At 70.9% G+C, this 25,771-nt stretch carries 23 protein-coding genes and 2 pseudogenes; 9 read left to right on the top strand and 16 right to left on the bottom strand.

All coding sequences use genetic code 11. The features are described from left to right. Positions 1-47: 47 nt before the first annotated feature. Complete coding sequence (locus VG276_22020; protein HEV8651997.1) at positions 48-548, bottom strand: low molecular weight protein-tyrosine-phosphatase; 501 nt, start codon at positions 546-548, stop codon at positions 48-50. 342 nt (positions 549-890) lie between these two features. On the opposite strand from VG276_22020, the gene VG276_22015 reads away from it, so the two are divergent. Beyond that, positions 891-1,145 (top strand): hypothetical protein, encoded by a 255-nt coding sequence (locus tag VG276_22015; protein HEV8651996.1) that lies wholly within the window; start codon positions 891-893, stop codon positions 1,143-1,145. Here the strand turns inward: VG276_22015 and VG276_22010 are convergent. The 10 genes from VG276_22010 to VG276_21965 form a co-directional block, all read right to left on the bottom strand. Continuing rightward, positions 1,118-1,972 carry a GNAT family N-acetyltransferase gene (locus VG276_22010; GenBank protein HEV8651995.1) on the bottom strand — a complete coding sequence of 285 codons (855 nt, stop codon included), beginning with the start codon at positions 1,970-1,972 and terminating at the stop codon, positions 1,118-1,120. The genes VG276_22015 and VG276_22010 overlap by 28 nt on opposite strands. A gap of 170 nt (positions 1,973-2,142) precedes the next feature. Continuing rightward, positions 2,143-2,475, bottom strand: coding sequence for a hypothetical protein (locus VG276_22005; protein ID HEV8651994.1), 333 nt, complete (start codon positions 2,473-2,475; stop codon positions 2,143-2,145). A gap of 131 nt (positions 2,476-2,606) precedes the next feature. Continuing rightward, the gene (locus VG276_22000; protein HEV8651993.1) at positions 2,607-3,479 is read right to left on the bottom strand and encodes an IclR family transcriptional regulator; all 873 of its coding nucleotides are present in this window, start codon (positions 3,477-3,479) and stop codon (positions 2,607-2,609) included. A gap of 83 nt (positions 3,480-3,562) precedes the next feature. After that, positions 3,563-4,111 (bottom strand): hypothetical protein, encoded by a 549-nt coding sequence (locus VG276_21995; GenBank protein HEV8651992.1) that lies wholly within the window; start codon positions 4,109-4,111, stop codon positions 3,563-3,565. A 399-nt stretch (positions 4,112-4,510) separates the two neighbouring features. Further along, the gene (locus tag VG276_21990) at positions 4,511-4,786 is read right to left on the bottom strand and encodes a hypothetical protein (protein HEV8651991.1); all 276 of its coding nucleotides are present in this window, start codon (positions 4,784-4,786) and stop codon (positions 4,511-4,513) included. After that, entirely contained in the window at positions 4,783-4,959 is a 177-nt protein-coding gene (locus tag VG276_21985; GenBank protein ID HEV8651990.1) for a hypothetical protein, read from the bottom strand. The genes VG276_21990 and VG276_21985 overlap by 4 nt, the downstream gene beginning before the upstream one ends. Before the next feature lie 41 nt (positions 4,960-5,000). Beyond that, positions 5,001-6,230: a methane monooxygenase/ammonia monooxygenase subunit B gene (locus VG276_21980; GenBank protein ID HEV8651989.1), complete on the bottom strand. Its 1,230-nt coding sequence runs from the start codon at positions 6,228-6,230 to the stop codon at positions 5,001-5,003. Between the two features lie 28 nt (positions 6,231-6,258). Further along, a complete protein-coding gene (locus VG276_21975; protein ID HEV8651988.1) occupies positions 6,259-7,023 on the bottom strand; it encodes a methane monooxygenase/ammonia monooxygenase subunit A in 765 nt (254 codons plus the stop codon). Between the two features lie 162 nt (positions 7,024-7,185). After that, positions 7,186-8,007 (bottom strand): methane monooxygenase/ammonia monooxygenase subunit C, encoded by an 822-nt coding sequence (locus VG276_21970; protein HEV8651987.1) that lies wholly within the window; start codon positions 8,005-8,007, stop codon positions 7,186-7,188. Positions 8,008-8,503: 496 nt separating this feature from the next. After that, positions 8,504-9,256: a DUF4118 domain-containing protein gene (locus tag VG276_21965; protein ID HEV8651986.1), complete on the bottom strand. Its 753-nt coding sequence runs from the start codon at positions 9,254-9,256 to the stop codon at positions 8,504-8,506. 565 nt (positions 9,257-9,821) lie between these two features. On the opposite strand from VG276_21965, the gene lpdA reads away from it, so the two are divergent. The 6 genes from lpdA (at position 9,822) to VG276_21935 (ending at position 17,213) form a co-directional block, all read left to right on the top strand. After that, the gene (gene lpdA / locus VG276_21960; GenBank protein HEV8651985.1) at positions 9,822-11,327 is read left to right on the top strand and encodes a dihydrolipoyl dehydrogenase; all 1,506 of its coding nucleotides are present in this window, start codon (positions 9,822-9,824) and stop codon (positions 11,325-11,327) included. A 66-nt stretch (positions 11,328-11,393) separates the two neighbouring features. Next, a complete protein-coding gene (locus VG276_21955; protein ID HEV8651984.1) occupies positions 11,394-11,861 on the top strand; it encodes a CBS domain-containing protein in 468 nt (155 codons plus the stop codon). A gap of 36 nt (positions 11,862-11,897) precedes the next feature. Then, positions 11,898-13,004 (top strand): pyruvate dehydrogenase (acetyl-transferring) E1 component subunit alpha, encoded by a 1,107-nt coding sequence (pdhA, locus tag VG276_21950; protein ID HEV8651983.1) that lies wholly within the window; start codon positions 11,898-11,900, stop codon positions 13,002-13,004. A 4-nt stretch (positions 13,005-13,008) separates the two neighbouring features. Further along, positions 13,009-14,001 (top strand): alpha-ketoacid dehydrogenase subunit beta, encoded by a 993-nt coding sequence (locus tag VG276_21945; GenBank protein HEV8651982.1) that lies wholly within the window; start codon positions 13,009-13,011, stop codon positions 13,999-14,001. Positions 14,002-14,015: 14 nt separating this feature from the next. After that, positions 14,016-15,374: a pyruvate dehydrogenase complex dihydrolipoamide acetyltransferase gene (locus tag VG276_21940; GenBank protein HEV8651981.1), complete on the top strand. Its 1,359-nt coding sequence runs from the start codon at positions 14,016-14,018 to the stop codon at positions 15,372-15,374. 270 nt (positions 15,375-15,644) lie between these two features. After that, a complete protein-coding gene (locus tag VG276_21935) occupies positions 15,645-17,213 on the top strand; it encodes an alkaline phosphatase PhoX (protein ID HEV8651980.1) in 1,569 nt (522 codons plus the stop codon). A gap of 32 nt (positions 17,214-17,245) precedes the next feature. Here VG276_21935 and VG276_21930 read toward each other — a convergent pair whose 3' ends face one another. Beyond that, positions 17,246-17,578 (bottom strand): phosphatase PAP2 family protein, encoded by a 333-nt coding sequence (locus VG276_21930; GenBank protein HEV8651979.1) that lies wholly within the window; start codon positions 17,576-17,578, stop codon positions 17,246-17,248. Between the two features lie 482 nt (positions 17,579-18,060). Between VG276_21930 and VG276_21925 the strand changes: the two genes are divergently transcribed. Beyond that, a complete protein-coding gene (locus VG276_21925; GenBank protein ID HEV8651978.1) occupies positions 18,061-20,181 on the top strand; it encodes an MMPL family transporter in 2,121 nt (706 codons plus the stop codon). A gap of 254 nt (positions 20,182-20,435) precedes the next feature. Here VG276_21925 and ugpC read toward each other — a convergent pair. The 4 genes and pseudogenes from ugpC to VG276_21905 all read right to left on the bottom strand — a co-directional run bounded on the left by ugpC (position 20,436) and on the right by VG276_21905 (position 25,092). Further along, positions 20,436-21,548, bottom strand: a pseudogene (gene ugpC, locus VG276_21920) (sn-glycerol-3-phosphate ABC transporter ATP-binding protein UgpC). A 25-nt stretch (positions 21,549-21,573) separates the two neighbouring features. Continuing rightward, positions 21,574-23,415 (bottom strand): glycoside hydrolase family 13 protein, encoded by a 1,842-nt coding sequence (locus tag VG276_21915; GenBank protein ID HEV8651977.1) that lies wholly within the window; start codon positions 23,413-23,415, stop codon positions 21,574-21,576. A 2-nt stretch (positions 23,416-23,417) separates the two neighbouring features. Next, the gene (locus tag VG276_21910) at positions 23,418-24,248 is read right to left on the bottom strand and encodes a sugar ABC transporter permease (protein HEV8651976.1); all 831 of its coding nucleotides are present in this window, start codon (positions 24,246-24,248) and stop codon (positions 23,418-23,420) included. Between the two features lie 172 nt (positions 24,249-24,420). Then, on the bottom strand, positions 24,421-25,092 hold the full coding sequence (locus tag VG276_21905) for an extracellular solute-binding protein (GenBank protein ID HEV8651975.1): 672 nt from the start codon (positions 25,090-25,092) through the stop codon (positions 24,421-24,423). On the opposite strand from VG276_21905, the pseudogene VG276_21900 reads away from it, so the two are divergent. Next, a pseudogene (locus VG276_21900) lies at positions 25,010-25,582 on the top strand (substrate-binding domain-containing protein). The gene VG276_21905 and the pseudogene VG276_21900 sit on opposite strands and share 83 nt — an antisense overlap. The last annotated feature ends 189 nt before the right edge of the window (positions 25,583-25,771 follow it).

The raw sequence follows: 25,771 nt of genomic DNA, 5'->3' as shown, positions 1-25,771 counted from the left end.
CTCACCCTGTTCTGAGCATGAGGTACACCCAGGACGACAGAGACCGGTCAGGGACGCGGTCCGCGTTGCTCGGCGTTGGGTTCGAGGCTGGCCAGATAGGTGCGGACAGCTAGCTCGATGCGGTCAAGCGAATCGGTGTAGGCGGGATCTTCGTCAACCAGCCAGGGGTCCGGAATGCTGCGGGAGTCCAGCAGCCGAACGCGCTGCGCAAGGTCCGGATGTCTTGCGACAAGCTGCTGACGGTTCTCGTCATCCATCACGAGAACATCATCCGCCCATGCCAGGTCGTCGGTGGTGACTTGAGCAGCGACATGCCTGGAGAGATCGTAGCCGCGCTCCGCGGCAATGCGGGTCATGGCGGGGTGAGCATGCTTGCCGACGTTCCAGTTCTGCGTGCCGCGCGAGCGCACCTCGAAGTCCACCACAGGGTGGCTGGCTCCAAGGCGGCGAATCACGGCTTCTGCGGTCGGCGACCGGCAGATGTTCCCCGCACACACGACAAGAACGCGCCGAGTCGGACGGGAACTCGCGGCTGGATCGTGGGTCATCTGCACATCGTAGGCGTGGATGCCGGAGGCATCCAAGGCCCTTGATGGCAGCGACCGGTGCTCGGACCGCATATCAGAGCGCGACGCGCCGCTGCGCCAGCCTGGTGGAGGTTGAAGGCTTGCGGGACCATGCGGACGCACGCAAGGCGCCTACTACGGCGTCGCCACGTGCGGCTAAGGAGCCTCACCGGTCCAGGGCGGGCGGAAATGAGGAGCCCGCGTGGCCGCCGATACCCCGTCCTGCCCATGTGGGGTCTGGCCCCTTAGCTCCATGCTTGTCCCACGGAGCAAGAGCCGGGGCTCCACGGGCCCCGGACCATGGTCACCCGGCAGGAGGACGACATGCAGGCCACGTTCAGCCGAGAACTCGCCGACCAGCGCATCGCCGAGTTCCACCGCCAGGCGGCCGGGGACCGGCTGGCCAGGGAGGTCATGCGGGCCAGGCGGGCGGCCGCCCGCCAGGCCCTGCGGGCGCTGCTCCGCCGCGCCGAGGTGCCCGCCAGGGGTGCGGCGGGTGCCAACCCGGCGGGGCTCGCCGAGCTTCGCGGGCGCCCTGGCACGCGGCCCACTCATCCCAGGTCGGGCGAGGGGGCGTAGCGCCGCGGGTCGAGCAGGTTCACCCGGGAGGCCATGAAGGTGTCGGTGTCGTCGACCCGGAACCCGGCCGCCAGCAGCGGGGCGAGCGCGGGGTGGGGGCCGAGCAGCGGCACGTGCACGGTCTGGGCGCGGGCGGCCGCGTACCGGACGGCGGCGATCGCCACCCGCCGCGCGTCGTCCTCGGTGCTGGCGCCGAGCGGGCCGAGGAACGCCTCCAGGCCCGGGCCAGCCCCGGCCGGCACGCGCACCCAGGCATAGCCGAGGGTGCGGTCGCCGTCGCCGACCAGCAGCCCCGAGGCCCCCGCCGCGGCGAGGAAGGCGTGGTCGGCCCCGCGGTGCCGTCCGGCCGCGTGCCGGTCGAGGTCGGCGACCGCGGCCGGCCCGGCGCTCGCGGTCGCGGTGCCGGGATTGGGCAGCCGCGCGGCCGACGCCCGGTCGCCGCGGAGGTACAGCAGGGGGGTGACCGGGCGCATGCCGGCCCGCGCGTAGAGCGGCAGCGCCCGCGGGTCGGCGGACGCGAACGTCATCCGCTCGCCTCGGGCGGGCAGGATGGCGGTCAGGAGCGCCCGGCCCACGCCCTGGCCGAGCCGGTCCTGGCGGACGAAGAGGTCGGCGAGGTGGGTGACCCCGTCTCGTTCGAGTGCCGACGCGAAGCCGGCCAGCCCGGCCCCGTCCTCGGCCAGGAGCATCCGTCCGGCAGCGAGCTCGTGGTCGAGGTAGTCCGGGCGGTCGGGCCAGTCCCGCAGGTTGCCGTAGGCGCTGGCGAGCGCCCGCACCGGGTCGAGGTCGGCCGGGGTCGCCGGCCGGATCGAGGGTTCGCCGGCCACCGGCCCTCCCGCTGGTCGATCCTGCGACGCCCACAGCGTAGGCCCGCCGGCGCTGCCTGTCAGGTGGAATCCATGGCGTCCCGGCCGGGCCCGTGGCGGTGGGGGAGTCCGACCGCGAGCGTCGACACCGCCTGGCCCGGCCCGATCAGAGGTCCTGCGGCGGGTGGGCATCAGCGCATGCCGAACCCCGCCCGGACCCGCGGCTGGATGAGCACGAGCGCGAGCCCGAGGTCGATCAGCCAGCGCAGGACGCTCTCCACCAGCATGGCGTCGAAGAGCAGCACGGCCAGGGCGAGCGGCCACGCCCAGCGCTTCCGGTTCAGCAGGCCGACCGCCGTGCCGGCCAGCGCGGCGGCCAGGACCAGCGCGACCACCAGGCTGCGGGTCGGGACCGGGCGGACGGGCGCGGCCAGGAACAGCAGCACGAAGCCCGCCGCCTTGAGGAAGAAGACGACCACCACGATCTTGACCAGCCGGTCGGTCATCTGGTCGTCCGCGGTCATCGCCACTCCGGTTCCTCGAGGCTCCGGCCCGCCTGGCCCGCATCCTGGGAGCTTGGCGCTCCCGGCGGCGAGCTGCTGGCCCGCTTCCTGGGAGCTTGGCACTCCCGGGGCGAGCTGCTGGCCCGCTCTTGCTACGCGCTTCCGGCCGGGCTGCCCGGGCTCTGCTGGCTGGACTCCTGCGCGCCCAGGGCGGAGGCGACGGTCACCGCCGCCAGCTCCCCGGACGCCGCGGCGGCCAGCTCCCGGACCACCCGGACCAGGTTCTTCTGCTCGGCCTCGAACCGTCGAGCGGGCACCGAGATGCCCAAGGTCGCCACCAGCCCGTTCCTGCCGTCACGGACCGGCGCCGCAACGCAGCAGGCGCCGGTCGAGAACTCCTGGAGATCGAACGCGAGGTCGTTGTCCCGCACCGAGAGCAGGTGGCGCCGCAGCGCGGCCGGGCTGGTGATCGTGGCCGGGGTGTAGCGCTTGTAGCTCGACCCGCTCAGGCTCGCCGGCCACGCGTCCTCGTGCAGGTGGGCGAGGTAGATCTTGCCGAGCGCGAGGCCGTGGGCGGCACCCCGGAAGCCCTTGGTGACGTCCTGCAGCTCCCGCGCGCCGCGCCGGCCCCGGATCTCCACCACCTCGAGGTCCCCGTTGCTCCACATCGCCGAGTAGGCGCGGGCCGACGCCTTGTCGCGCAGCTCCTCGAGGACCGGGGTCAGTCGCTCGGGCTGGAGGCTGGCCGCGACGTAGCCCTCGTACAGCTCGGCGAACTTCGGTCCGAGGGTGTAGAGGCCCGGCCCGGCCGGCGAGACCTCGGCGAAGCCCTGCTCCCGCATGGAGCTGATGAGGTAGTACCCCGACGAGAGGCTGATGTTCAGGCGGCGGGCCAGGGCCTTGATCGGGATGCCCTTGGGGTGCTGGGCGATGATCTCGAGGGCTTGGAGGGCGTGCTGGGCCGTGCTCAGTACCCGCCCGGAGGCGGCTGCGCTCGTTGAGGGATTCTTCCCTTCCGGCACCATCGGCCCCCTTCTTCGGGATCCGTGCCCGAAGTCTACCCGGCACGGCTCCGGCTGCCTAGGCATTGCAGAAGGCGCCGCCACCGTCACGACGGCCACGGCCGTGCCACCGTCCACGCCCCGAGGGTGAGCCCGTAGAGCCCGTGCCCGACGGTGAACGTGGGCCAGCCCACGATGCTGGCGGCGTCGGCCACGGGCTGGCCACCCCCGAGCAGGTCGGCGACCAGGGGGAGCACCAGGAGGCCCATGAGCGCCATCACCGCCAGGCCGTAGAGGAGCCCGACCGGGATCGCGACCGGGCCCCGTACCCCGAGGCTCCGTGCGAGCAGGGCGAAGACCACGCCGAAGAACCCGCCGATCGTCAGATGCATGGCGCTGCCGGCGACCAGCGGCTGCAAATCGAAATAGAACGGCGAGCCCGTTTCGGCCTCCTGCACCGAAACCAGCATGGAGGTGGGGTCCAGGACGGCCGCGATGCGGTACACGGGCGTGAAGAAGCCCATGTGCTGGTAGGTCGCGGCGGCGATCGCCGCGAAAAGCCCTATCGGCACTGCCGCCACCATTCCGGCCAGGATGCCGGCCTCGACCGTCCGCTCCAGGCTGGAGACTCCCTCGACCCTTCGGTCTTCTGCCATCCGCCCTCCATGAGCACGTGACCACGGTCCTGGCCAGGTGATATTATCGCCTCGTCGGAAAGCCGGGCTGGCGACAGGAGCGAGGACGATGGCCGGAGTCATCTTTGCGATCGTGATTGCGCTGGCGACGATTGCCTGCGTCGGCATCGTCATGCGGGCTTCCGAGCCCTAGACGTTCGCCCGTTCCGGACCCTCGGACCACGCTCCGGAAAACGCGAAAGGAATTCTGCGCAGCATCGTTCACCCGCACCCAGGAGGGCGCGGGTGAACGATGCCCGGGCGGGCGCGCCGCCGTCCAGACCCTGAGCAGGCCCGGGACCGGGTCGCGGTACACCGCAGCCAAGTGTGGGGCCGCCTGCGCCCCCACCAGGCGGAGCAGCCCCCACCCAGGCGGAGCAGCTACCGTCGGCGTGGCAGGTTCACGACGGCGGGCCCCGACTCGCGCGCGGGGTCTTCGTCCTTGCCCCCCGCCCTGATCTGCATGTGAAGGTGATACAGCGGCCGCTCCTTCGAGGTCGGCAGGCGCACCGACCCGTCGTCTGGCCGAGCGTCGACCTTGTCGTTGACCGCCATGACGATGAACCCCAGGCCGGCCCCGGCCAGGATGAAGGGGAGGAACACGAGCAGGGTGTGGCTGCCCGCCATCACCCCGCTGTGCGCGAGGATGCCGCTCATGACTGCTCCACGCCCTCGGCGTCCGCGCCCTCGGCGTCCGCGTCGTCGTCGTTCTCCGTGCTCGTGTTGGTGGCCGCCTTGAGGACCAGGGCCATGCCGATGCCCAGCGCGAGGAACAGGAAGAGGATGACGGCCTCGTCAAAGGCCGCCAGTCCTCCTCCGTGCGCAAGCATCGACCCGCTCATGCGTCCCTGTGTTCCCCAGGTTTCCCGTGTTATGCGAACCTTGGCTGCAGGTTTGCCTCCACCTCCGTGAGGTTCCGCTTGCCCTCGGTGTTCTCGAACACCATGATGCCGGTGACCAGGAGCTGCGACTCGCCGATGGGCACCAGGAGCTCGTTCTCCCAGGCCGGGTCCTTCATGGTCAACGTCAGCCTCGTGGTCGCCCCCGGCTCGACGGTGGCCCCGGGCGTCACGGTCACGACGCCCGGCCCGGGCGTCGTGCCGGCCTTGAACCCCAGGTACGCCGCGTTGAACTGCTTCAGCTCCATGGGCGCGGTGCCGGTATTGGTGACGTTCACGTCCATGGTCATCGTCTTGGTGGCCGGGTCGTACCGTGCCCCGGCGTCGGCCCCCTCCGCCTTGGCGAACACGGGCTCCTCGGCGATGGCGGGCTGCGGCGGCGCGAACTGGATCACCTGCAGCGGCATCTTCGTCGGGAACGCGTTCGCCTGGTACAGCCACCCGGCCAGGAGCAGCAGCGCGGTGCCGATGGCGAACCAGTTCATGTTGCGGTGGTCCTTCTTGGTGATGAGCCCGTACGCCATCCCGTCGGTGTTGAGGGGGATCTGGCTGGTGACGGCCAGGTTGGTGACCGTCCGCTTCGGCACCGTCCAGTAGATCATCCAGGCCAGGCCGATCAGGAAGGTGAGGATCAGCCAGATCCACGTGAACCCTAGCTGGTAGTTCTCGAGGTTGACGGTGCCGCCCGTCACGAGCTTCACGTCGTTGGTGAAGCCGTCGGGGTTCTCCTTGACGGTGATCCAGTGGCCCGGCCCGAGCAGGGTCCCGGCGCCCTTGACCGAGAAGGACGGGTGCACGTGCCAGCGGCCGGGCCGCCGCCCGGCGATGGTCATGCTGAACTCGTAGATCCTGCCCTTCTGGATGTCGATCCGGCTGGGCGCGGACTCGCCGTTGATGGTCCGCTCCTTGAGCATCACCACCGGTCCCGGCGCGATCACTGCCATGTAGCCGGTGTTGGGGTTGCCCTTGGCCAGGTTGGTCGGCCACGCGTCAAGGATCTTGGCCGTGCCGGTGACGGTGAGCGTCTCGCCCTGCCTGACGGTGTCCTTGGAGAACGTGACGTCTACCCACCCGACGGTGCGCATCCGGAGGAACGCCTCCTGGGCGCGCTCGCCGTGGGCGTTCGCGGCCGGCGCGGACGACACCACGAGCGCGCCCGCGACGAGGACGGCCCAAAGGTAGCGGCGGTATCGGCGAAGCATCGTACGACCTCCTTCCTCTACCGTCGGGTCACCACTTCTTCATGAAGCGGCCGATTGGCCAGATGGCCAACCCTCTGCCGATGAACTGCCCGACCCAGTAGCCGCCGACCGCGACGGTCGCCCCGAACACCAGCGAGACGTACTGGGTCTCTCCCAGGAAGGTGCGCAGGGAGCCGTGCTCGATGATCCGCAGGTACTCGGGCGTCTGGCTCCTGACGTACTCGATCCCCTGGATGTCGGCGACCGTCACCACCCGGTCCATCCATTGCGCCGGTTGCAGGAAGGGCGCGAGTGGGACGTAGTTCGATATCCACCAGGTCAGCGCGAACAACATCGAGCCGACTATCGACGTCAGGACGAAGCTCTTTGTCTTCAACAAGACCCAGTCGGCGAAGATCGCCGCCGCCACCATCGTCGCCGGCCAGACGAAGTTCATCGGGTAGTAGACGAACGCGCCCCACTGGACCCATCTACCCACCAGCGTGGCGACGAACAGGCAGACCGCCGTGTAGGTCATCCCGGTCGGGAAGCGCCACGCCAGCCACTGGATGTACTGCAGGGCCGACCCGATGATGATGATCGCGAACGGCGTTATGATCGGCCACCACTGCCGGTCCTTCCAGTCGGTCCAGAAGTCCCAGTCGCCGGCGAACAGCTGCTTGGTGATGTCTGCGGCCGCCCCCACCACGAACGCGGCGGTGATCCAGAAGACCGCATCCCATTTCCGGTCGATGTACTTGTACTTCTTGTTCACGAGCTCACGGAGCTCGAGCGTCTTCGCGTCCGTCGCCACCTGTTGTGCCTCCCACTCTCGAACCCGACCTCGAAGCGGCGCTCGGCCGAGGCAGACCGTGAACCGCGTCACGGTCGCCGTCGCAGCTTCGGTTCCCGCGGCGGGACGTGGTGCTCCCGGGTGGTCCCCCGAGGGGAGGGCTCCGGCCCTCCCCTCAGCGGGTCATGCGACCTCCTCTTCCCTTTCCGTCGCCTGCTGCTCGATCTCGCCCTCGATCTGGAGCAGGCGCACGAGCGTCTCGGCCCAGAGGGCGAAGATGCCGGCCGCCAGCCAGCCGTAGAAGACGAACGGCCAGTGGAACGGCACCGCGAAGATCTCCTCGGTGATCCACAGGCTGTGGCCCCACTCGTTCATGGCGACCTGCATCATCTCGGTGACCGACGCGGCGATCAGCAGGAAGAACGACCAGGGGAAGCCCTTCTCGGCCCCGTAGACCTTCGGCAGCCAGTACCGCCCGTACAGGTAGGTCCCCACCGTGAAGGTGATCCCGAGCGGGAAGAACAGGAAGAACATCGGGATGTGGGCGGGCGTCAGGGCGGTGTCCCGGACGGCCGTCTGGTGCCAGGCGCCGTCCTGGTTTGGCCAGAAGCTGGCCATGATGTACAGGATCACGCAGGTGGTGCCGACCAGGCCCCAGAAGACCGCGATCCGGCGGACTTCCTCGCTGTGGGTGATCTTCTTGTTGACCGCCGTGCGGCCCCGCCTGACCAGGCCGCCCCACCACCACAGCGTGGCGACCGTGACCCCCACCACCTCGGCCACGAACAGGCTGCGGTAGTACAGGCCGAAGTCGCGGCTGGCCGAGTCGATCCCGATCGTCCAGGCGGTGAACTGCTGGAAGATGCGGATCGCGATGGCCAGCAGCAAGAAGACGACGCAGCCCACGATGCAGGTGCGCCAGCCTCCGAGCCAGTCGATCGGCCCCCTGCCGGGACGCTCGCTCGAGACCCGCTCGTCGGCCGTGGGCGTTAGTACTTGCGCCATGCCTGTTCCTTTCTCCGCCTCGGTCGCTGCGCTGCGTGCTGCGAGACAGGCGGGGGGCGGGCGGCCTGCGGCGCGGCAGGCAGCCGGTCCTGTGCCCGGGTGGAGGCGGGTGCCCAGCGGGCGCCGCCGTCACCGGGGCCGGACAGCAGGGAGTCGGAGGGCTCGGGCTGGGGGAGGCTGCCACGCGGCTCGACCGGCCCGTGGACCCGGGCCAGAACGACCACGCTGCGCCTTCCTCGCCCCGCCGTCATCAGGTGACCTCCCGAATTCGGTCCGGCGACCATCGAGGCGCACCCGTCCGACTACGGAGGGTGAGCTGCAACGGCACCTGTTCGGGGGTGGCTCCTCGAACTCCCGTGACCTTAAGGTAGGAAGCTGGGAACACTGCCACAAGCCACCAGCCGGCATAAGGGGCCTCCGTTGCAAGCATGTCGGAATTGCAGCCCGATTAGCCATGTCCGGCTGGGTCCCCACTGCTCGGTGCCTCATGTTCCCGTCATGGCTGGTGGGTGCCTGCGATGGCCAGTTCGTTGGCCATGGCCGCCACCGCGAGACGGGTCGTGCGGTCGGCCGGCGCGTCCTGTCCCGGGATGATGACCAGCGACCCCACCGGCCGCCGGCCGGCAACAAGGTCGAGCACGACGCCCTGGTTGGGCAGCACCATCGTGCCGCCGACCACACGGCGGCGCCCAGGCGGGATGCGGCCGTCCCGGTCCAGGTGGGGCAGTTCGTCCAGCTCGATCGGCGTACCGGTGGCGCCGACGTCGGCCGTCACCACGAGGCCGCCCGAGCTGCGGCGAAGGACGCTGACGCGGCGGGCGCCGAGCAGCTGGTGGAGGCCCTCGGCGGTCACCCGGTCAACGGCAGCCCCGGTGGCAGCCATCTCGGTGACCTGGTGCAGCAGCCGGATCGCATTGACGTGATCGTTGGCCCGCACGGCCGACTGGCGTCGCACCCGGCCGCCGATGCTGACCACGATGCCAGTGGCAACCAGCAACACCACCGTGATGACCTGCGCGCGCGAGTCGATCCGAAGCGAGTGATACGGGCGGGTCAGGAAGAAGTCGTAGGACAGCGCGGCCGACAGCGCCGCCACCATCCCGGCTGCCCGTCCGCCGATCGCGGCCGCGGCCACGACCACGAGCAGGTAGATGATCACGACGTTCTCGAGCCCGATGGTGTCTCGGAACGGCTCGACAACGACCCCGACGAGCAGGCTGGCGACCAACGCGCCAAGCGCCCACGCCACACCTTCTCCATCAATGTCGCTTCTCCGCATCTTGTCACCTCGGTCATGCGGGCCCATGCGATCGCCGGCGGCCCGGCCGTCGGTGCGGTGGCGGCCCGGCGCCCGAGCCAGCCCACCCCATTGTGGCCTTGGCCATGTCGAGCTGGCTGGTCTTTGCAAAGCCTTGACGCCGCCATCGGCATGCTCGATGTCCGACTTGAGGCGGCTCGAGTCGGTGTGGGCGTCTGCCGGCTACCGCCATCCCTGCCGCCTTGCCCACCGCAGCAGCACCGCTGCGTGGTGTGGTTCCCGGCCGACCCGGATTCGGGGTATATCACCGGGGGGATGTAAAGCATCGGGGAAAGCATCGGGGAGAGGTGCGGCACCGGGGAGATGTACGGCATCGACGGCGGCCTGTACACCTGTACATGTGACGAGGCGGCCAGCACCGGTGGCACACGAGCAGAGGGGTCGGCATGGCCAGGGAGGGACAGGTCGTGGCCAGGGAGGGAGAGGTCGTGGTGGTCTTCGAGCGGCTGTAGGCATGTACGCTTCAGGGCCGCAACGGCACGGGAGGTGATGACGGATGGCCGAGCAGGCAGAGCAGCAGGCGTTCGACCTGCTGGTCGTTGGCGGTGGCCCGGGCGGGTACCCGGCCGCGATCCGCGCGGCCCAGCTGGGCTTGAGGACCGCGCTGGTCGAGAAGGAGCGTCCGGGCGGGGTGTGCCTGAACTGGGGGTGCATCCCGACCAAGGCGATGCTGCGCTCGGCCGAGGTGCTGGAGACCATGCAGCACAGCGCCGAGTTCGGCGTGCTGGCCGACAACGTGCGGCTGGACTACTCGGCGGTGCTCAAGCGCAAGGAGAAGATCGTCAAGGGGCTCACCGACGGCGTGGCGGGGCTGCTGAAGGCCAACGGGGTCACGGTGGTGAGCGGGCACGCGCGCTTCGTCGGGCCGACCACGGTGGAGGTCGTCGGCGTCGGCCCCTCCACGCTCGGTGCGGGCGGGCCGCTGTACAACGCGCCGCCCGCGCCCGACGGCCAGCCGCAGGCCAGGCTCGAGGGGCGCAACGTGATCGTCGCCACCGGCTCGACGCCGGTGCTGCTGCCGATCCCCGGGATCGACCTGCCCGGGGTGGTCACCTCCGACGGCGCGTTCCTGCTCGGCGAGGTGCCGCGGCGCATCGTGATCATCGGCGCCAGCGCGGTGGGTGCCGAGTGGGCGACGATGTTCCACGCCTTCGGTGCCCAGGTGACCCTGGTCGAGCTGCTGCCGACGCTGCTCCCGGCCGAGGACGCCGACATGGGCAAGACCCTCGAGCGCTCGTTCGCCAAGCGGGGCATCAGGGTCCAGACGGGCAGGACGGTCGCCGAGATCGCCCATGCGGGCAGAGGGAAGCGGAGCGGGCCGTTGCGGGTCACCATCGCCGACCCGGACGGGGGCAACCCCGAGCAGGCCCAGGCGGACGTGGTGCTGGTCGGGGTCGGCCGCCGGCCCAACACCGAAGGGCTCGACCTCGAGCGCACCGGGGTGACGACCGACCCCAAGGGCTGGGTCCAGGTCGACGAGCAGCTGCGGACCAGCGTGCCGGGGGTGCACGCGATCGGGGACGTGACCGGGAGGGTGCTGCTGGCCCACGTGGCCAGCCACCAGGGGCTGGTTGCCGCTGGCGTGATCGCCGGCCGCCACGAGCGCATGGACTACAAGGCCATCCCGGCCGCGACCTTCACCCACCCGGAGGTCGCCAGCGTGGGGCTCACCGAGGCCAAGGCCACCCAGGCTGGCCACGACGTGGTCGTCGGCCGGTTCCCGTTCTCCGCGCTGGGCCGCGCCCAGACCTACGGGTCGACCGAGGGGCTGGTCAAGGTCGTGGCGGAGCGGAAGTATGGCGAGGTGCTGGGCGTGCACATCATCGGGCCCAGCGCCAGCGACCTGATTCCCGAAGGGGTGCTGGCCATGCACCTGGAGGCCACGCTTGCCGACATCGCCGACACCGTCCATGCCCACCCCACCCTGGGGGAGGGGTCGATGGAGGCGGCCATGGTCGCGCTCGGCCTGCCGGTGCACACCGCCCCACCCCGCCGCCGCTAGCCCTTGTCACGGCTTGGTCGCTCCCACGATGGTCACGGCCTGGTCGATCTCACGGAGGTGTGAAGCGTGAAGGTCAAGGAGATCATGACGACGCCGGTCGTCGCCGCCGGGCCCGACACCCCGACCGCGGACGTGGCCGAGCTGCTCACCAGGCACAAGATCAGCGGCGTCCCGGTCACTGACGAAGCCGGCGCGGTGGTGGGGCTGGTCAGCGAGTACGACCTGCTGGTCAAGCAGGGCGCGACCGCGCGCGAGCTCATGTCGCCGACGGTCATCAGCGTCACCGAGGACACCGACGTCGAGCACGTCCGCGCCCTGCTGGTCGACATGCGGATCCGGCGGGTGCCGGTCCTGGCCGGGCAGCAGCTGGTCGGGATCGTCAGCCGCTCCGACCTGGTCGAGCTGCTGGCGCTGGAGTGGACCTGTGAGGTCTGCGGCGAGCCGGTCCGCGGCCAGCAGCCGCCCGACCAGTGCCCACGGTGCGGCCAGCCCACCGAGCGCTTCACCCGGCAGGAGCAGCCGCCGGGGGAGTAGCGCCGGGGGCGGCCGGTGACAAGGAGGAGGACCGCGATGGCGACTGACGAGAAAGCCCCACCACGCAGGCGCAGCCGGAAGCCACAGCGTGCGGCGGACGCGCTTGCCGACGAGAAGCCGGACGTCCTGGTCGACTACTACCGGATGATGTGGCTGATGCGCCGGTTCGAGGAGCGCACCGGCGAGATGTACCAGCGGGCCAAGATCGGCGGCTACTGCCACCTCAACCTCGGTGAAGAGGCCACCGTCGTCGGCTTGCTGGCCGCCTTGGAGCCGCGTGACTACCTGTTCACCAACTACCGGGAGCACGGCTACGCGCTCGCCAAGGGGATCGAGCCCGGGCGGGTGATGGCGGAGCTGTTCGGCAGGCAGACCGGCGTGTCGCACGGTCGCGGCGGCTCGATGCACCTGTTCGACGCCAGTGCGCGCCTGCTCGGCGGGTACGCGATCGTCGGTGGGCAGATCCCGCTGGCGACCGGCGCCGCCCAGGCGATCGCCTACCGGGGCTCGGACGAGGTGGTCATGTGCCAGATGGGTGACGGCACGACCAACACCGGGGCCTTCCACGAGTGCCTGAACCTGGCCCAGCTGTGGAAGCTCCCGATCGTGTACGTGATCGTCAACAACCTGTTGGGCATGGGGACCACGGTGGAGGCGGCCTCGGCCGAGCCGGAGCTGTACCAGCGGGCCTGCGCGTACCGCATGGCCAGCGAGCGCGTGGACGGCAACGACCTGCTCGCGGTGCGCGACGCCGCCCGGCGGGCGGTGGACCGGGCCCGCACCGAGTCGCTCCCCACGCTGCTGGAGGCCACCAGCTTCCGGATGCGCGGCCACTCGGTGGTCGACCCGGCCCGCTACCGCGCCAATGAGGAGGTCGAGCGCGGCCGGGCCCGCGACCCGGTGCCAGCGTTTCGCGCCCGGCTCGTCGCCGCCGGGGTGCTGGACGAGACCGGCGCGGCCGAGCTCGAGGCCGAGGTGGAGCGCGAGGTGGCCCAGGCCATCGACTTCGCCGACCAAAGCCCCGACCCGAGCGTCGAGGACCTGTTCGCCGACGCCTACGCCACCCCGGTCGCCAACGAGCCGCGCGGCCTGCCCGGCGACCCAGTGGTGGCCTCGGCCCCGCACAGCGTGGAGGTGATGTGATCCCGTGGCCGTGATGACCTACCGCCAGGCGCTGCACGACACGCTGCGCGAGGAGCTGCTCCGCGACCCCGACGTCTTCCTGATGGGTGAGGAGATCGGGGTCTTCGAGGGCTCCTACAAGATCACCGCGGGGCTGCTGGCCGAGTTCGGCCCCAAACGGGTGGTCGACACCCCGATCAGCGAGGAAGGGTTCGTCGGCGCCGCGATCGGCGCGGCCATGCTCGGGCTGCGGCCGATCGTGGAGATCATGACGATCAACTTCTCGATCCTGGCCCTGGACCAGCTGGTCAACCACGGGGCCAAGATCCACGGCATGTTCGGCGGGCAGACCCCGGTGCCAATGGTGCTGCGCACCCCGGGCGGCGGCGGCCAGCAGCTGGCGGCCACCCACTCCCAGAACCTCGAGGTCTGGTACGCGCACGTCCCCGGGTTCAAGGTCGTCACCCCGGCCACCCCGGCCGACGTCCGCGGCATGCTGCGCACCGCCGTACGCGACAACGACCCGGTGATCTTCATCGAGAACCTCGCCCTGTACAACACCAAGGGCGAGGTCCCCGACGGTGACTACACCGTCGAGTTCGGCCGCGCCCAGGTCGTCAAGCAGGGCAGCGACCTGACGATCGTGGCCTACTCCCGCATGGCCAAGGTCGCTCTCGACGTCGCCCGCCGCCTGGAGGACGAGGAGGGCATCAGCGCCGAGGTGGTGGACCTGCGCAGCCTGCGGCCGCTGGACCGCGACACGGTCGTGGCCTCGGTCCGCAAGACCAACCGCGCCGTGATCATGGAGGAGGACTGGCTGTCCTACGGGGTCGGCGCCGAGATCGCCGCCACCATCGCCGAGGGCGCCTTCGACTACCTCGACGCCCCGGTGCGCCGGGTGGCCGCGGCCGAGGTCCCGCTGCCGTATGCCAAGCCGCTGGAGCTGGCCGCCCTGCCCAACGCCGATCATCTGGTCAAGGTCATCCACGAGACGCTCGACGCGTCCGGTGCCCGCTAGGGAGGTGCGCGACCATGCCCGAGATCATCATGCCGCGCCTGTCCGACACCATGGAGGAGGGCACGCTGTCCGCCTGGCTGAAGCAGCCTGGCGAGCAGGTGCAACGGGGCGACATCCTGGCCGAGATCGAGACCGACAAGGCCGTGATGGAGCTCGAGGCCTTCGAGGAGGGGGTGCTGCAGCAGATCCTGGTCCAGGAGGGGGAGACTGTCCCGATCGGCCAGCCGATCGCGCTCATCGGCACCGGCGACGGCGGCGCGGCCGCCTCCCCTGCGGCCCCCGCCGAGGCAGCGCCGGCATCGCCAGCCGAGACGGCCGCGGCGATCGAGACCGCCCCGGAGGTGGAGACCACCGTCGCGGCCACCGCCCAGCCGGTCCCGCCGGCGACGGGCGAGGCCCCCGCCCCTGCCAGCGAGCAGCAGGTCAAGGCCTCGCCGATGGCCCGCGCCATCGCCCGCGAGCACGGCATCGACCTGTCCACCGTCACCGGCAGCGGCCCCGGTGGCCGGGTGGTGAAGGCCGACGTCGAGGCCCTGGCGGCCAGCGACGGCGGCCGGGCCACCCCCGCCCCGCCCCCCCCGGCCGCGGCCGCGCCGCCTCCTGCCGCCGCCGCCGCTCCTGCCGCGCCCGCTGCCGCCGCGCCTGCCGCGCCCGCGCCCGCTGCCGCTCCTGCCGCGGCCGCGGCGGACGTGGAGGAGATCCCGCTCACCAGCATGCGCAAGACGGTCGCCCGCCGGCTGGTCGAGAGCATGCAGTCAGCACCCCACTTCTACCTGACCATCCAGGTCGACGCCGACGCGCTGCTCGGCTTGCGCGCCGAGCTCAACCAGCGGCTGGCCGACCAGGGGACCAAGCTGTCAGTGAACGACCTGCTGGTCAGGGCATGCGCGGTCACGCTGCGCACCCACCCGGACATCAACGTCTCCTGGGCCGGCGACAAGATCCTGCGCCACCGACGCATCCACGTCGGCATCGCCGTCGCCGTGGGTGGCGGCCTGATCGTGCCCGTGGTCCGCGACGCCGACCAGAAGAGCGTCAGCCAGATCTCCCGGGACGCCAAGGCGCTGATCGACAAGGCCCGCGCCGGCAAGCTCCGCCCCGACGAGTTCACCGGCGGCACCTTCACGATCTCCAACCTGGGGATGTTCGGCATCGACCAGTTCACCGCCGTGATCAACCCGCCTGAGGCCGCCATCCTGGCCGTGGGTGCGACCACCTCCGAGCCGGTCCTCCGCGACGGGCAGCTCGCCACCCGCCAGCGGATGAAGCTCACCCTGTCCATCGACCACCGCGCCCTGGACGGCGCCACCGGCGCGCAGTTCCTCGCCGATCTCAAGGCCATCCTCGAAGAGCCCCTGCGCATCCTGGCCTAGTGACGACCCCGCCGCCGACGGGTTGACACCTGCAGCACCAGCGTGCAGGGTCAGGGACATGCCCGCGAAACCCCTAGCCCGCGGTCCACGACAGCCGTCAGCCGCAGACTGCGCGGGCTCGGCCAGCCTGCGCGTGTGCGAGCACAAGACCTGGCCGCGTCTCTTTGACTGGGGTCGCGGCATCTTCACCGGGGCGCCACCGCCGTGTCACTCCCGCGCGCCGTGACCGCCGTAGGATTCGGATCCGGTCTCGAAGGAGGGGAGGAACCCTTGCAGGAACGCAGCCGCAGGGCAAGTCGATTCCCGATTCGCGCCGCCTTCGCCGCGGCGCTCGCCGTGACGGTGGCGGTGGCAGGCTCCGCGCTCGCCGCCACGTCGGTGAAGCCGTACGTCGAGCCGGTCGGCGGCGCGTACGAGATCAAGGCGCTCTTCAGCGTCGATGACAAGGTGCCGCTGCTCGGTGGCGCCGCCGGACAGCAGTACCGCATGGTCGGGATCCCCGACGGGCTCGGCGCCCACCCGAACGGCGACGGCACGAGCACGCTGTTCATGAATCACGAGCTGGGCTTCACGACGCAGTCCGAGCCCGTCGTCGGCGGGCCGAAGAACCGCGGCGCGATCGTGTCGCAGTGGATCCTCGACCAGAACGGGGACCCGGTCGCGGGCAAGCGGGCCTACGACTCGGTCTACGCAGAGAACACGCTGCTCGGGCCGGCGCCGGTCGTCGGCAACGAGGCGCAGATGCCCCGCCAGCTCGCGCGGTTCTGCTCCGGCTTCCTCGCCGGCCCCGACAACGGCTTCGACCGCCCGATCTACCTGACCAACGAGGAGGAGAACAGCCCCAACACCTTCGACGGCAAGGGCGGCCTCTCCGTCGCGGTCTTCGACAACGAGCTCCACACACTGCCGAAGCTCGGCCGCTACTCCAAGGAGAACACCAACGTCCAGCCCGGGCAGGGCACCCAGACGGTGGTCTTCGCGACCGAGGACGGGCCGGCCACGCTCGACAACCAGCTCTACATGTACGTCGGCAAGCAGGACCGGTCGGCGAACGCCACCGTCCTGGCGCGGAACGGGCTCGACAACGGCACGCTCTACGTCTTCCGTTCGCTCGATCCCGCGCGGAACAGCGAGCGGACGTTCACGAGCGGCTCGGTGACCGGCGAGTGGGTCGAGATCCCGCACGCGGAGGACCTCACCGACGTGCAGCTCGAGGCGGCGAGCGACGCCGCCGGCGCGATGACGTTCGTGCGCCCGGAGGACGGCGCCTTCAACCCGAACAACCCGAACGAGTTCTTCTTCGACACCACCGGCTCGTCGAGCGGCGCCGACAACGGCGTCAACGAGCTCGGACGGCTGTACTCCCTGCGGCTGCACCCTGGCAACCCGCTCAAGCCGGCAACCCTCACGACCGTCTACAACGCCGACACGGTCGTCGCTGCGGGCGGCGACATCGCGATCAGCCCCGACAACATCGGCGTGAGCGGCCAGTACCTCATGATCAACGAGGACGGCACGACAGAGAGCCGGGTCGTCATGGCCGCGAAGGGCCGCGACGGCTCGATCTGGCGGTTCCCCCTCGTCAAGGGCCCGGTGGGTGCGGTCGGCGTCGACGCCTCGACGGCGACGCGCGTCGCCCAGCTCGACCCGCCCGGCCGCGACGGCGTCCCGGTCGGCCCGGGGATCTGGGAGACGAGCGGCATCATCGACGCCTCCGCCCTGTTCGGCGCCGACACCTGGCTCTCCGACGCCCAGGCACACCCGCCCACGACCGCGCCCGGCGGTGCGCCGGTGACAGTGGAGGACGGCCAGCTCTTCCTGCTGCGTCCCTCAGGCTGAGGCGTGTCTGCTGGCTGTTGCCGGCCACTGGTCTACCGGCGCTCCTGTTGGCCGTGGGGGGAGCGAGCTCCCCCCACGGCCCCTGCCGTCCCCGGTGTCCGGACCGCGCCGTCGGGTGCTGCTGGCGGCCTTCCCGGCGGGTGCTGGCGGGCCCGTGCCAGGGTGGCGTGGGCGACCACGAGCACGGCGAGCCACAGGCCGCCGAGCGCCCAGCCGCCGAGCACGTCGGTCGGCCAGTGCACCCCGAGATACGCGCGGGAGAAGCCGACCACCAGGGTCACCAGCAACGCCGCCGTCCACACGCTGACCTTCAGCCGCCAGGTGGTGGCGGCGCTGGCTGCCAGGTAGGCGAGCATCCCGTACACGGCGGCCACCTGGGCCGCGTGGCCCGACGGGAACCCGAAGGCGCCATGGGTGTCGACCAGCGCCAGCGTGGCCGGCGGTCGCCTCGGCCACGGCCAGCAGCCCGATCACCAGGTAGGCCCACGGGCTCGCCAGGTCGCCAAGGCTGTGCAGCACGCCGCTCATTGTTGGGATCGTAACCTCGAGAGTCGGAGCCGGTGAACCACGGCTGACGGTGCGTCCTCCACGCGACTGCGCCGGCGACCCAGGCTCGGGGCAGGCCAACGGCCACCCGTCGCTGCCGGATCGGGCAGCTCGCCTTGGGGAGTTGGCGGGTGGGAGGTGGGAGTTGGCGGGTGGGAGTTGGCGGGTGGGGTGCCCGAGGGGGTCGAGCTGCGGATCTCGCACCGTCCGAAGTGACGCGATATGTCTTGACGACCCTGGTGTCACGATATATCGTGACCGGCCATGTGAGCTGTGACGGCTGGGAGATCGTGGGGGTGTCATGGACGGAGGGCGAGGGGTCGCAGGGCTTCTGCGTGGACGCTGGACCAAGTGGGCGATCCTGGTCTTTTGGATCGGGGTGTTCGTGGTCGCGGGGCCGCTTGCCGGCAAGCTCAACAGCGCCCAGCAGAACGACGCGTCGGCGTGGCTGCCGAAGAACGCCGAGTCCACCCAGGTCGTCGAGCTGGCCAAGCAGTTCACGCCAAGCGACGTCTTCCCCGCCCTGGTGGTGTACGAACGCGCCGACGGCGCCGTCACCGCGGCCGACCGGGCCAAGGTCGCCGCCGACGTCGGGCGCTTCGCCGCCGTCACCGACGTCAGCGGCAAGGTCCTTGGCCCCATCCCGGCCAAGGACGGCCGGGCGTTGCAGGTGGTCGTGCCGATCAAGGTCGCGGAGGAGGGCAACGGCTGGGAGCAGCTCGGCCCGAGGATCAAGGAGCTGCGGTCGATCGCGCGGGCCGACACCGGCGGGCTCGGGGTGTATGTGACCGGGCCGGCCGGGTACTTCGCCGACTTCGCCAACGTGTTCTCCGGCTTTGACTCCACGCTGCTGTACATCACGGCGGCGATCGTCATCGTCATCCTGCTCGTCACCTACCGCAGCCCGGTGCTGTGGCTGCTGCCCCTGACCTGCGTGTTCGTCGCTTTGACGGCCGCCCAGGCGGTGATCTACCTGCTCGCGCGGCACGCGGGGCTGACGGTCAACGGCCAGAGCGCGTTCATCCTGACCGTGCTGGTGTTTGGCGCCGGCACCGACTACGCGCTGCTGCTGACCGCCCGCTACCGCGAGGAGCTGCGCCGGCATGCCGACCGGCACGAGGCGATGGCGGTGGCGCTGCACCGGGCGGCACCGGCGATCATTGCCAGCGCCGCCACCGTGATCCTGAGCCTGCTGACCCTGCTGGTCGCCGAGCTCAACTCCACCAAGAGCCTCGGCCCGGTGATGGCGGTCGGCATCGCGGTCGGCCTGTGCGCCATGATCACCCTGCTCCCGGCGCTGCTGGTCATCTTCGGCCGCTGGGTCTTCTGGCCGCTGCGGCCGGCGCTGGGTTCCGCCGAACCGACCGAGCGCGGCCTGTGGGCCCGGATCGGTGTCCGCATGGCCCGCCGGCCCCGGGTCGTCTGGCTGGTGACCGCCCTGGTGCTGGGGTCGCTGGCGTTGGGGCTGACGGGACTGGAGGCCAACGGCCTGCAGAGCAAGGACTCCTTCCGCACCAAGCCGGAGGCGGTGACGGGCGAAGAGGTGCTCGCCCGCCACTTCCCGGCCGGCGCCGGCAACCCCGTCCAGGTCATCGGCGACGCCGGCGCCGCCCAGCAGCTCCGCTCCGCCCTGTCCGGAACCGCCGGGGTGACGGCCGTCACGAGTCCGGTGGTCAGGGACGGCTACGCCTACGTCGAGGGAACGCTGTCCAGCAGCGCCGACAGCCAGGCCTCCTACGACCTCGTCGACAAGCTCCGCGCCAGCGTGCACGCGATCCCGGGGGCGGACGCCAAGGTCGGCGGCGGCAGCGCGGTCAACCTCGACATCCAGCGTGCCTCCCGCCACGACCGCAACCTGGTCGTGCCGCTGGTGCTGGTGGTGGTGCTGGTCATCCTCGGGCTGGTGCTGCGCGCGGTCGTCGCGCCGCTGCTGCTGGTCGCCACGGTGGTGCTGTCGTTCGCGGCGGCGCTGGGGGTGAGCGCCCTGGCCTTCGACCACCTCTTCGGGTTCGCCGGGGCCGACCCGGCGTTCCCGCTGTGGGCGTTTGTGTTCCTGGCCGCGTTGGGCACCGACTACAACATCTTCCTCATGACCAGGGTGCACGAGGAGGCCAGGCGCCACGGCACCCGGCGGGGCGCGCTGATCGGCCTGGCCGCCACCGGCGGGGTGATCACCTCCGCGGGCGTCGTGCTGGCGGGGACGTTCGCCGCCCTCGGGACGCTGCCGCTGGTGTTCGTGACCGAGATCGGCTTCGCGGTGGCGTTCGGCGTCCTGCTGGACACCTTCGTCGTGCGCTCGGTGCTGGTCACCGCGCTGAACCTCGACGTCGGCCGCTGGATCTGGTGGCCCAGCAGCCTGTTCCGCAAGCGCGACGTCGACCTCGGCGAGCTCGAGGAGGAGACGGCGGCGCTCACCCGCTGACCACCATGACCGGACCTGCTCTGCGCTGCCGGTAGGCGTCGGCAACGGCCAGCGCGGTGGTGTCGGCAACGGCCAGCGCGGTCTTGCCTATGCCAGCGCCGCCGGGGTACGCAAGGATGTCGGCACAGCTCTGGCGGGGGCTCTACGCCCCCGTCAGGCGCCTGACCAGGGACGGTTCGGTGCGGATCGCGGTGCCGGCCTCCGGGTCGAAAGAAGTGCATCCGCTCGGTGTCGACGACCACCTCGACCGCGTCGCCGGCGCGGACCCGGGAGCGGGGCGCGAACGACGCGACGAACCGGGTGCCCTCGTGGTGGGGAACGTCCTCGGTGTGGGCGTCCTTTTCCAGCAGCTTGGTGTCCTCGGTGACCACGCGCGGCGCGTCGACGTCGAAGTGCACGATGATGTGCGAGCCCAGGGCCTCGGTGAGGGTGACGACCGCGCGCAGCCGGGAGCCCGCTGGTGCGTCCCGGACCAGCCGGGCATCCTCCATGTCCTCGCTGCGGATCCCGGCCGCGACATTCCGGCCCTCGTAGGACGCCAGCGCGGGACGCTCCTTGACCACGGCCGGGTGCAGCCTGATCAGCGCCGAGCCGAGGCGGATCGACAGGTCGTCGCCCTGCCGCTCGATCCGCCCGAGGGCCATGTTCATCGGCGGTGAGCCGATGAAGCCGGCCGCGAAGATGTTGGCGGGGTTGTCGTAGAGGAACTGCGGACCGCCGACCTCCTGGAGCAGCCCCGCCTTCAGCACCGCGACCCGGTCACCCATGGTCATCGCTTCGGTCTGGTCGTGGGTGACGTAGATCGTCGTCACGTTCAGGTCGTGCTGCACCTGGGCGATCTCGGAGCGCATCTGCACCCGCAGCTTGGCGTCGAGGTTGGACAGCGGCTCGTCCATGAGGAAGACCTGCGGTTCCCGCACGATCGCCCGACCCATGGCGACGCGCTGGCGCTGGCCGCCGGAGAGCTGCTTGGGCTTGCGGTCCAGCAGCGCGTCGAGCTCGAGCATGTCGGCGACGCGCTTGACGCGACGGTCGATCTCGGTCTTGTCCATGCGCCGTATGCGCAGGCCGTAGGCGATGTTGTCGGCCACGCTCATGTGGGGGTAGAGGGCGTAGGACTGGAACACCATGGCGATGTCGCGGTCCTTGGGGGAGAGCGTGTTGACCACCCGGTCACCGATGCGCATGGTGCCGCTCGAGATGTCCTCGAGTCCGGCGACCATGCGCAGGGCGGTGCTCTTGCCGCAGCCGGAAGGCCCTACCAGCACGAGGAACTCGCCGTCCGCGATGTCGAGGTCGAGGTCCTGGACCGCGTGGAAGCCGTTGTCGTACTGCTTGTTGACCTTGTCGAGGATGACCTCGGCCATCTGGGTTCCCTCCCGTGTTGGCTGGTCAGGCGAGCTGCCAGAGCTGGAACGTCGGCCCGTCGCCGGGCAGGGTCAAGGAGTGGTCAGGATCGGCATGGAGCGGGTCGGCGCCGCCGTAGAGGTTGGGGGCCTCGCCGGTGAGGCCGAGGCTGCCGGCGGGAAGGCGCAGCGGCCGGTGCGCGGCCCGGGCGGCGAGCACGAGCAGCCGCTCGTGCTCGCTCTCGCGGAGGAAGGCGAGGGCGTCGCCCTCGGCGTGGACCCAGCGCAGGCCGCCGCGGCGCAGGGCGTCGTGGGAGCGGCGCAGCGCCCCGAGCGTGCGGTAGCGACGCAGCGTGGCGCGGTCCCAGCGCTCGGGCTGGTGCCAGGGGAACGGCCGCCGGGCGTCCTCGCCCAGCAGGCCCTCCACGCCGATCTCGTCGCCGGCGAAGACCATCGGAGCGCCGGCCATCGTGAACAGCAGCCCGGCCGCGACCTCGCCGAGGTCGGCGTCCCCGACGATGGTGCGGATCCGTGCCGAGTCGTGCGAGCCGAGCAGCGACCACGAGGTCGCTGTCGACCGCCACGGGGCGGCGGCGGTGAACGCGCGGACGGTGCTGAGCAGGGCCTCCGCGCCCAGGCGCGGCACGTCCACTGGCAGCCCGAGGTAGGGCTGGCGCACGTCGGGGTGACGCAGCCACGACCACACCGGCAGGGTGAACCCGGCGTAGTTCATGGTGCCCTGCCAGCCGTCGCCGGCGAGGTCGCCGGAGGCGTCGTGGCAGTGCTCGGCGAGCAGCAGCGTGTCCGGCCGCACCTCCGCCAGGGTCGCGCGCAGGGCGTGGGCCACCTCGGCGTTGAAGTCGTCGGTGGCCCGCCGCCCGGTCATGTTGGCCACGTCGATGCGCCAGCCGTCGAGGTCGTACGGCGGTCGCAGCCACCTCCCGGCCACGGAACCGGGTCCCAGGAGCAGCCGGCGGTGCAGCTCGGCGGAGCCGTGCCGGAACTTCGGCAGCGTGCTGTGCCCGAGCCAGCTCTCGTAGGCGTCGTCGTGCGGGCCGGGGAAGTAGAAGAAGCCGCGCTCCGGGGAGTCGACGTCCTTGCGCGCCAGGCGGAACCAGGGGTGGGTGTCGCCGCAGTGGTTGGCGGTCAGGTCACCGACGAGGTGCCAGCCTCGGGCGTGGACCTGCTGCGCCAGCCGGGCCAGGGCCTTGTCGCCGCCGAGCAGCGGGTCCACCTCCTCGAAGCTCGACGCGTTGTAGCGGTGGTTGGACTCGGCCGGGAAGAACGGCGTCAGGTAGAGGGTGTCGGCGCCGAGTGCGGCGATGTGGTCGAGATGGTCGGCGATCCCATCGAGGTCCCCGCCGTAGAGCTGCAGCGCGGCGTCGTCGCCGCGGTAGGCGACGGGGTCGTCCCAGCCGGCGGGCCGGGCCCACTCGGGCAGCCGCCGGCCGTCCGCGGCGGCGGAGCGGGCGAACCGGTCGGGGAAGATCTGGTAGACGACGGCGTCGCGGGCCCAGGCCGGAGGCGGCGGGGAGGCGGAGAGCCGGAAGTCGTTGGCGTCGGGGACGTCGTAGGCGTGGGTGCCGGTGCCGTTGAGCCAGCGGTAGCCCCGGGGTCCGCCGTCGAGGAGGAACCGGTAGTTCGTCAGCGGGTTGCGCACCTTGACGTCGCAGCGCCACCAGGTCTCCGACGCCGTCGTCCGGTCGACCTCGCCTGGCAGGAAGTGAGGCTCGGCGTCCGGCGTCGTGCGCACCCACAGGCGGGTCGCGCCGTCGCCGTGGGGCACGCGCACGAACACCGGCACCGTCTCGCCGGGCGAGGGTGCGTCGTCGGCCACGTGCAGCGCGGCACCGTCGTGGTGCGGCTGCTCGAGCAGGGGAGTGTGCACGGTCAGCCCTTGACCGCCCCGGTGGTCAGGCCGCCGACGATGTAGCGCTGCAGGACCTGGAACAGCGCGACCGTCGGGATGGCCGCAAGCAGCGCCCCCGCGGCGAACACCCCGAAGTTGTTGTTGCGTTCCCCGGCGACGAGGCCCCACAGGCCGACCGCCAGCGTCTTGGAGCTGGGGTCGGTCAGGAAGATGTTGGCGATCAGGAACTCGTTGACGTAGGCGATGAAGCCGAGCAGCCCGGTGACGGCCAGGATGGGCGTGACCAGCGGCAGGATGATGCCGAAGAAGATCTGCGAGTGGGTGGCGCCGTCGACCTTGGCCGACTCGTCGAGGTCCTTCGGGATGGTGTCCAGGAACCCCTTCATGAGCCAGGTGTTCACCCCGAGCGCACCGCCGAGGTAGAGCAGGATCAGGGCCCATGGGGTGTTGAAGCCGACCCTCGGGTAGTAGTCGGTGATCGTCGTGAACATCAGGTAGAGGGTCACGATGGCCAGGAACTGCGGGAACATCTGGATCAGCAGCAGGCTCAGCAGCCCCAGGCGCCGCCCCTTGAACCGGAAGCGGGAATAGGCGTACGCCGCACAGGCTGAGATGAACATGGACAGCACGACCGCCAGCAGCGCGATGAGCAGGGTGTTGCGGTACCACGAGACGAACTCGGTGTTCGAGGAGAGCTTGCTGAAGTTCTCGAAGCTCGCTCCGGTAGGGATGAGCTGCGACGAGCTCAGCGTGCCGATCGGGTTCAGCGCCGCCGACACCACGAACACGATGGGGAACGCCGCGAAGATCGCGATCGCCAGGACCAGCCCGAGCAGCAGGATCTTGACGATGAGTCCTGTGGTGGAGGTGGTGCTCGACCTGAGTCGCCGACCGGGCGGCTGGGCGCCCGGCCGCGGGGCGGGGCCGCTGTCGGCGGGGATCTCTGTTTGTTGCGCCACGTCAGCCTCCTACCGGGGTGACGTCCGCTGGACCGGCCCGCACAGGGCCGGTCAGCGGACGTGCTCACTTGATCTGTGACTGGATCGCGTTGGCTGCCGCAGTGATGGTGGATCCCGGCGGCGCCCCGCCGATGACCGCCGCCTCGGCCTTGCCGAGCGGGTCCCAGACCGTCGCCATCTGCGGGATGGCGCGCATGATGTCGCCGCCCTTGCCTGCTGCCAGCACCTTCGCCATGTCCGGGTCAGTCTTCACGACCTCGGCGAACGCGGCCTTCAGCGGCGGCGGGCGCTGGTCGGCCTTGTAGAGCGCGATGGCCACGTCGGGCTGGATGAAGTAGTTCGTCGCGAACTCCTGCGCCAGCGACTTGAACCTGCCCTTGCTGGCGACGTACATGGCCTGCACGCCGATGAACGGTCGGGCCGGCTTGCCGCCCTGGAAGGAGGGAACGGGTGAGATGTCGTACTTGACGCCGCTCTTCTTGAGGTCTGGGATCTGCCACGGCCCGGAGATCATGAAGGCGGTCTTCCTGCCGGTGAAGACGCTGGTCACGTTGTCGCCACTGATCGAGCGCTTGAGCGCGCCCTCCCCCTTCTCGCCCAGCTCCGCGATCTTCTCGAACGCCTTGGCGGCCTCCGGCTTGGCGACGCCGAGGGCGATGATGATCGCCGTCCAGCACCTGCGCAGCCTCGGCCACCGCCGGATCGGCTGCGCGATGGGCCCGGCCCGGTACGTCACGAGCCAGCGCAAGGTCCGCGGCTTCCAGCAGGCGCTGCTGGCCCGGGACGACGGGGCGGACCCCGGCGCGACCGCGGAGGTGGTCGACGACCTCGTCGTCCACTCGGTGTACTCCGTCGAGGGGGGCCAGGCGGCCACCGAGGCCCTGCTGGAGCGGGGCGTGAGCGCGGTCGTCTGCGGCAGCGACCTCATGGCGCTCGGCGCGATCCGGGCAGTGCGGGGACAAGGCCTGCAGGTGCCGCGGGACGTCTCGGTGACGGGCTACGACGACTCTCCGCTGATCGCCTTCACCGACCCGCCGGTGACCACGATGCGACAGAACGTCCCGGCGATGAGCCAGCACGCGGTCGCCGCCCTGCTCGACGAGATCCGCGGCACCCCGCAGCCCCGCCGGGAGCTGCTCTTCCACACCGAGCTGGTCGTCCGCCGGTCGACCGGGCCAGCTCGGGCCGGGGCGGCTTCCGTGGCGCCGCTCACCCAGGCCCGGTAGCGCCAAACCCTCCCAGGACGCCGGTGAGTCTGTCGGGTTGAACTGCCGGAATCTCGCTGTTGGGGCTATTGCAGTGACAGGCATGCGCGAGTAGGTTCCCGCTCCTCGTCCAAGCTTCGGATATCGCCACCCTCTGCCTTATGGAGCCGAAGAGGCTGCCCATTTCGCGCCGCCGAGGAACCGGCGGCC

It is taken from the genome of Actinomycetes bacterium (genome assembly GCA_036000965.1).
In the GTDB taxonomy this organism is placed as follows: Bacteria; Actinomycetota; CALGFH01; order CALGFH01; family CALGFH01; genus DASYUT01.
This window is presented reverse-complemented; position numbering and strand designations above follow the sequence as displayed.

Coding starts and splice junctions, on each gene's coding strand:
- VG276_22020 (HEV8651997.1), bottom strand. CDS start 548: ATGACCCACGATCCAGCCGCGAGTTCCCGTCCGACTCGGCGCGTTCTT.
- VG276_22015 (HEV8651996.1), top strand. CDS start 891: ATGCAGGCCACGTTCAGCCGAGAACTCGCCGACCAGCGCATCGCCGAG.
- VG276_22005 (HEV8651994.1), bottom strand. CDS start 2,475: ATGACCGCGGACGACCAGATGACCGACCGGCTGGTCAAGATCGTGGTG.
- VG276_22000 (HEV8651993.1), bottom strand. CDS start 3,479: ATGGTGCCGGAAGGGAAGAATCCCTCAACGAGCGCAGCCGCCTCCGGG.
- VG276_21995 (HEV8651992.1), bottom strand. CDS start 4,111: ATGGCAGAAGACCGAAGGGTCGAGGGAGTCTCCAGCCTGGAGCGGACG.
- VG276_21990 (HEV8651991.1), bottom strand. CDS start 4,786: ATGAGCGGCATCCTCGCGCACAGCGGGGTGATGGCGGGCAGCCACACC.
- VG276_21985 (HEV8651990.1), bottom strand. CDS start 4,959: ATGCTTGCGCACGGAGGAGGACTGGCGGCCTTTGACGAGGCCGTCATC.
- VG276_21980 (HEV8651989.1), bottom strand. CDS start 6,230: ATGCTTCGCCGATACCGCCGCTACCTTTGGGCCGTCCTCGTCGCGGGC.
- VG276_21970 (HEV8651987.1), bottom strand. CDS start 8,007: ATGGCGCAAGTACTAACGCCCACGGCCGACGAGCGGGTCTCGAGCGAG.
- lpdA (HEV8651985.1), top strand. CDS start 9,822: ATGGCCGAGCAGGCAGAGCAGCAGGCGTTCGACCTGCTGGTCGTTGGC.
- pdhA (HEV8651983.1), top strand. CDS start 11,898: ATGGCGACTGACGAGAAAGCCCCACCACGCAGGCGCAGCCGGAAGCCA.
- VG276_21940 (HEV8651981.1), top strand. CDS start 14,016: ATGCCCGAGATCATCATGCCGCGCCTGTCCGACACCATGGAGGAGGGC.
- VG276_21925 (HEV8651978.1), top strand. CDS start 18,061: ATGGACGGAGGGCGAGGGGTCGCAGGGCTTCTGCGTGGACGCTGGACC.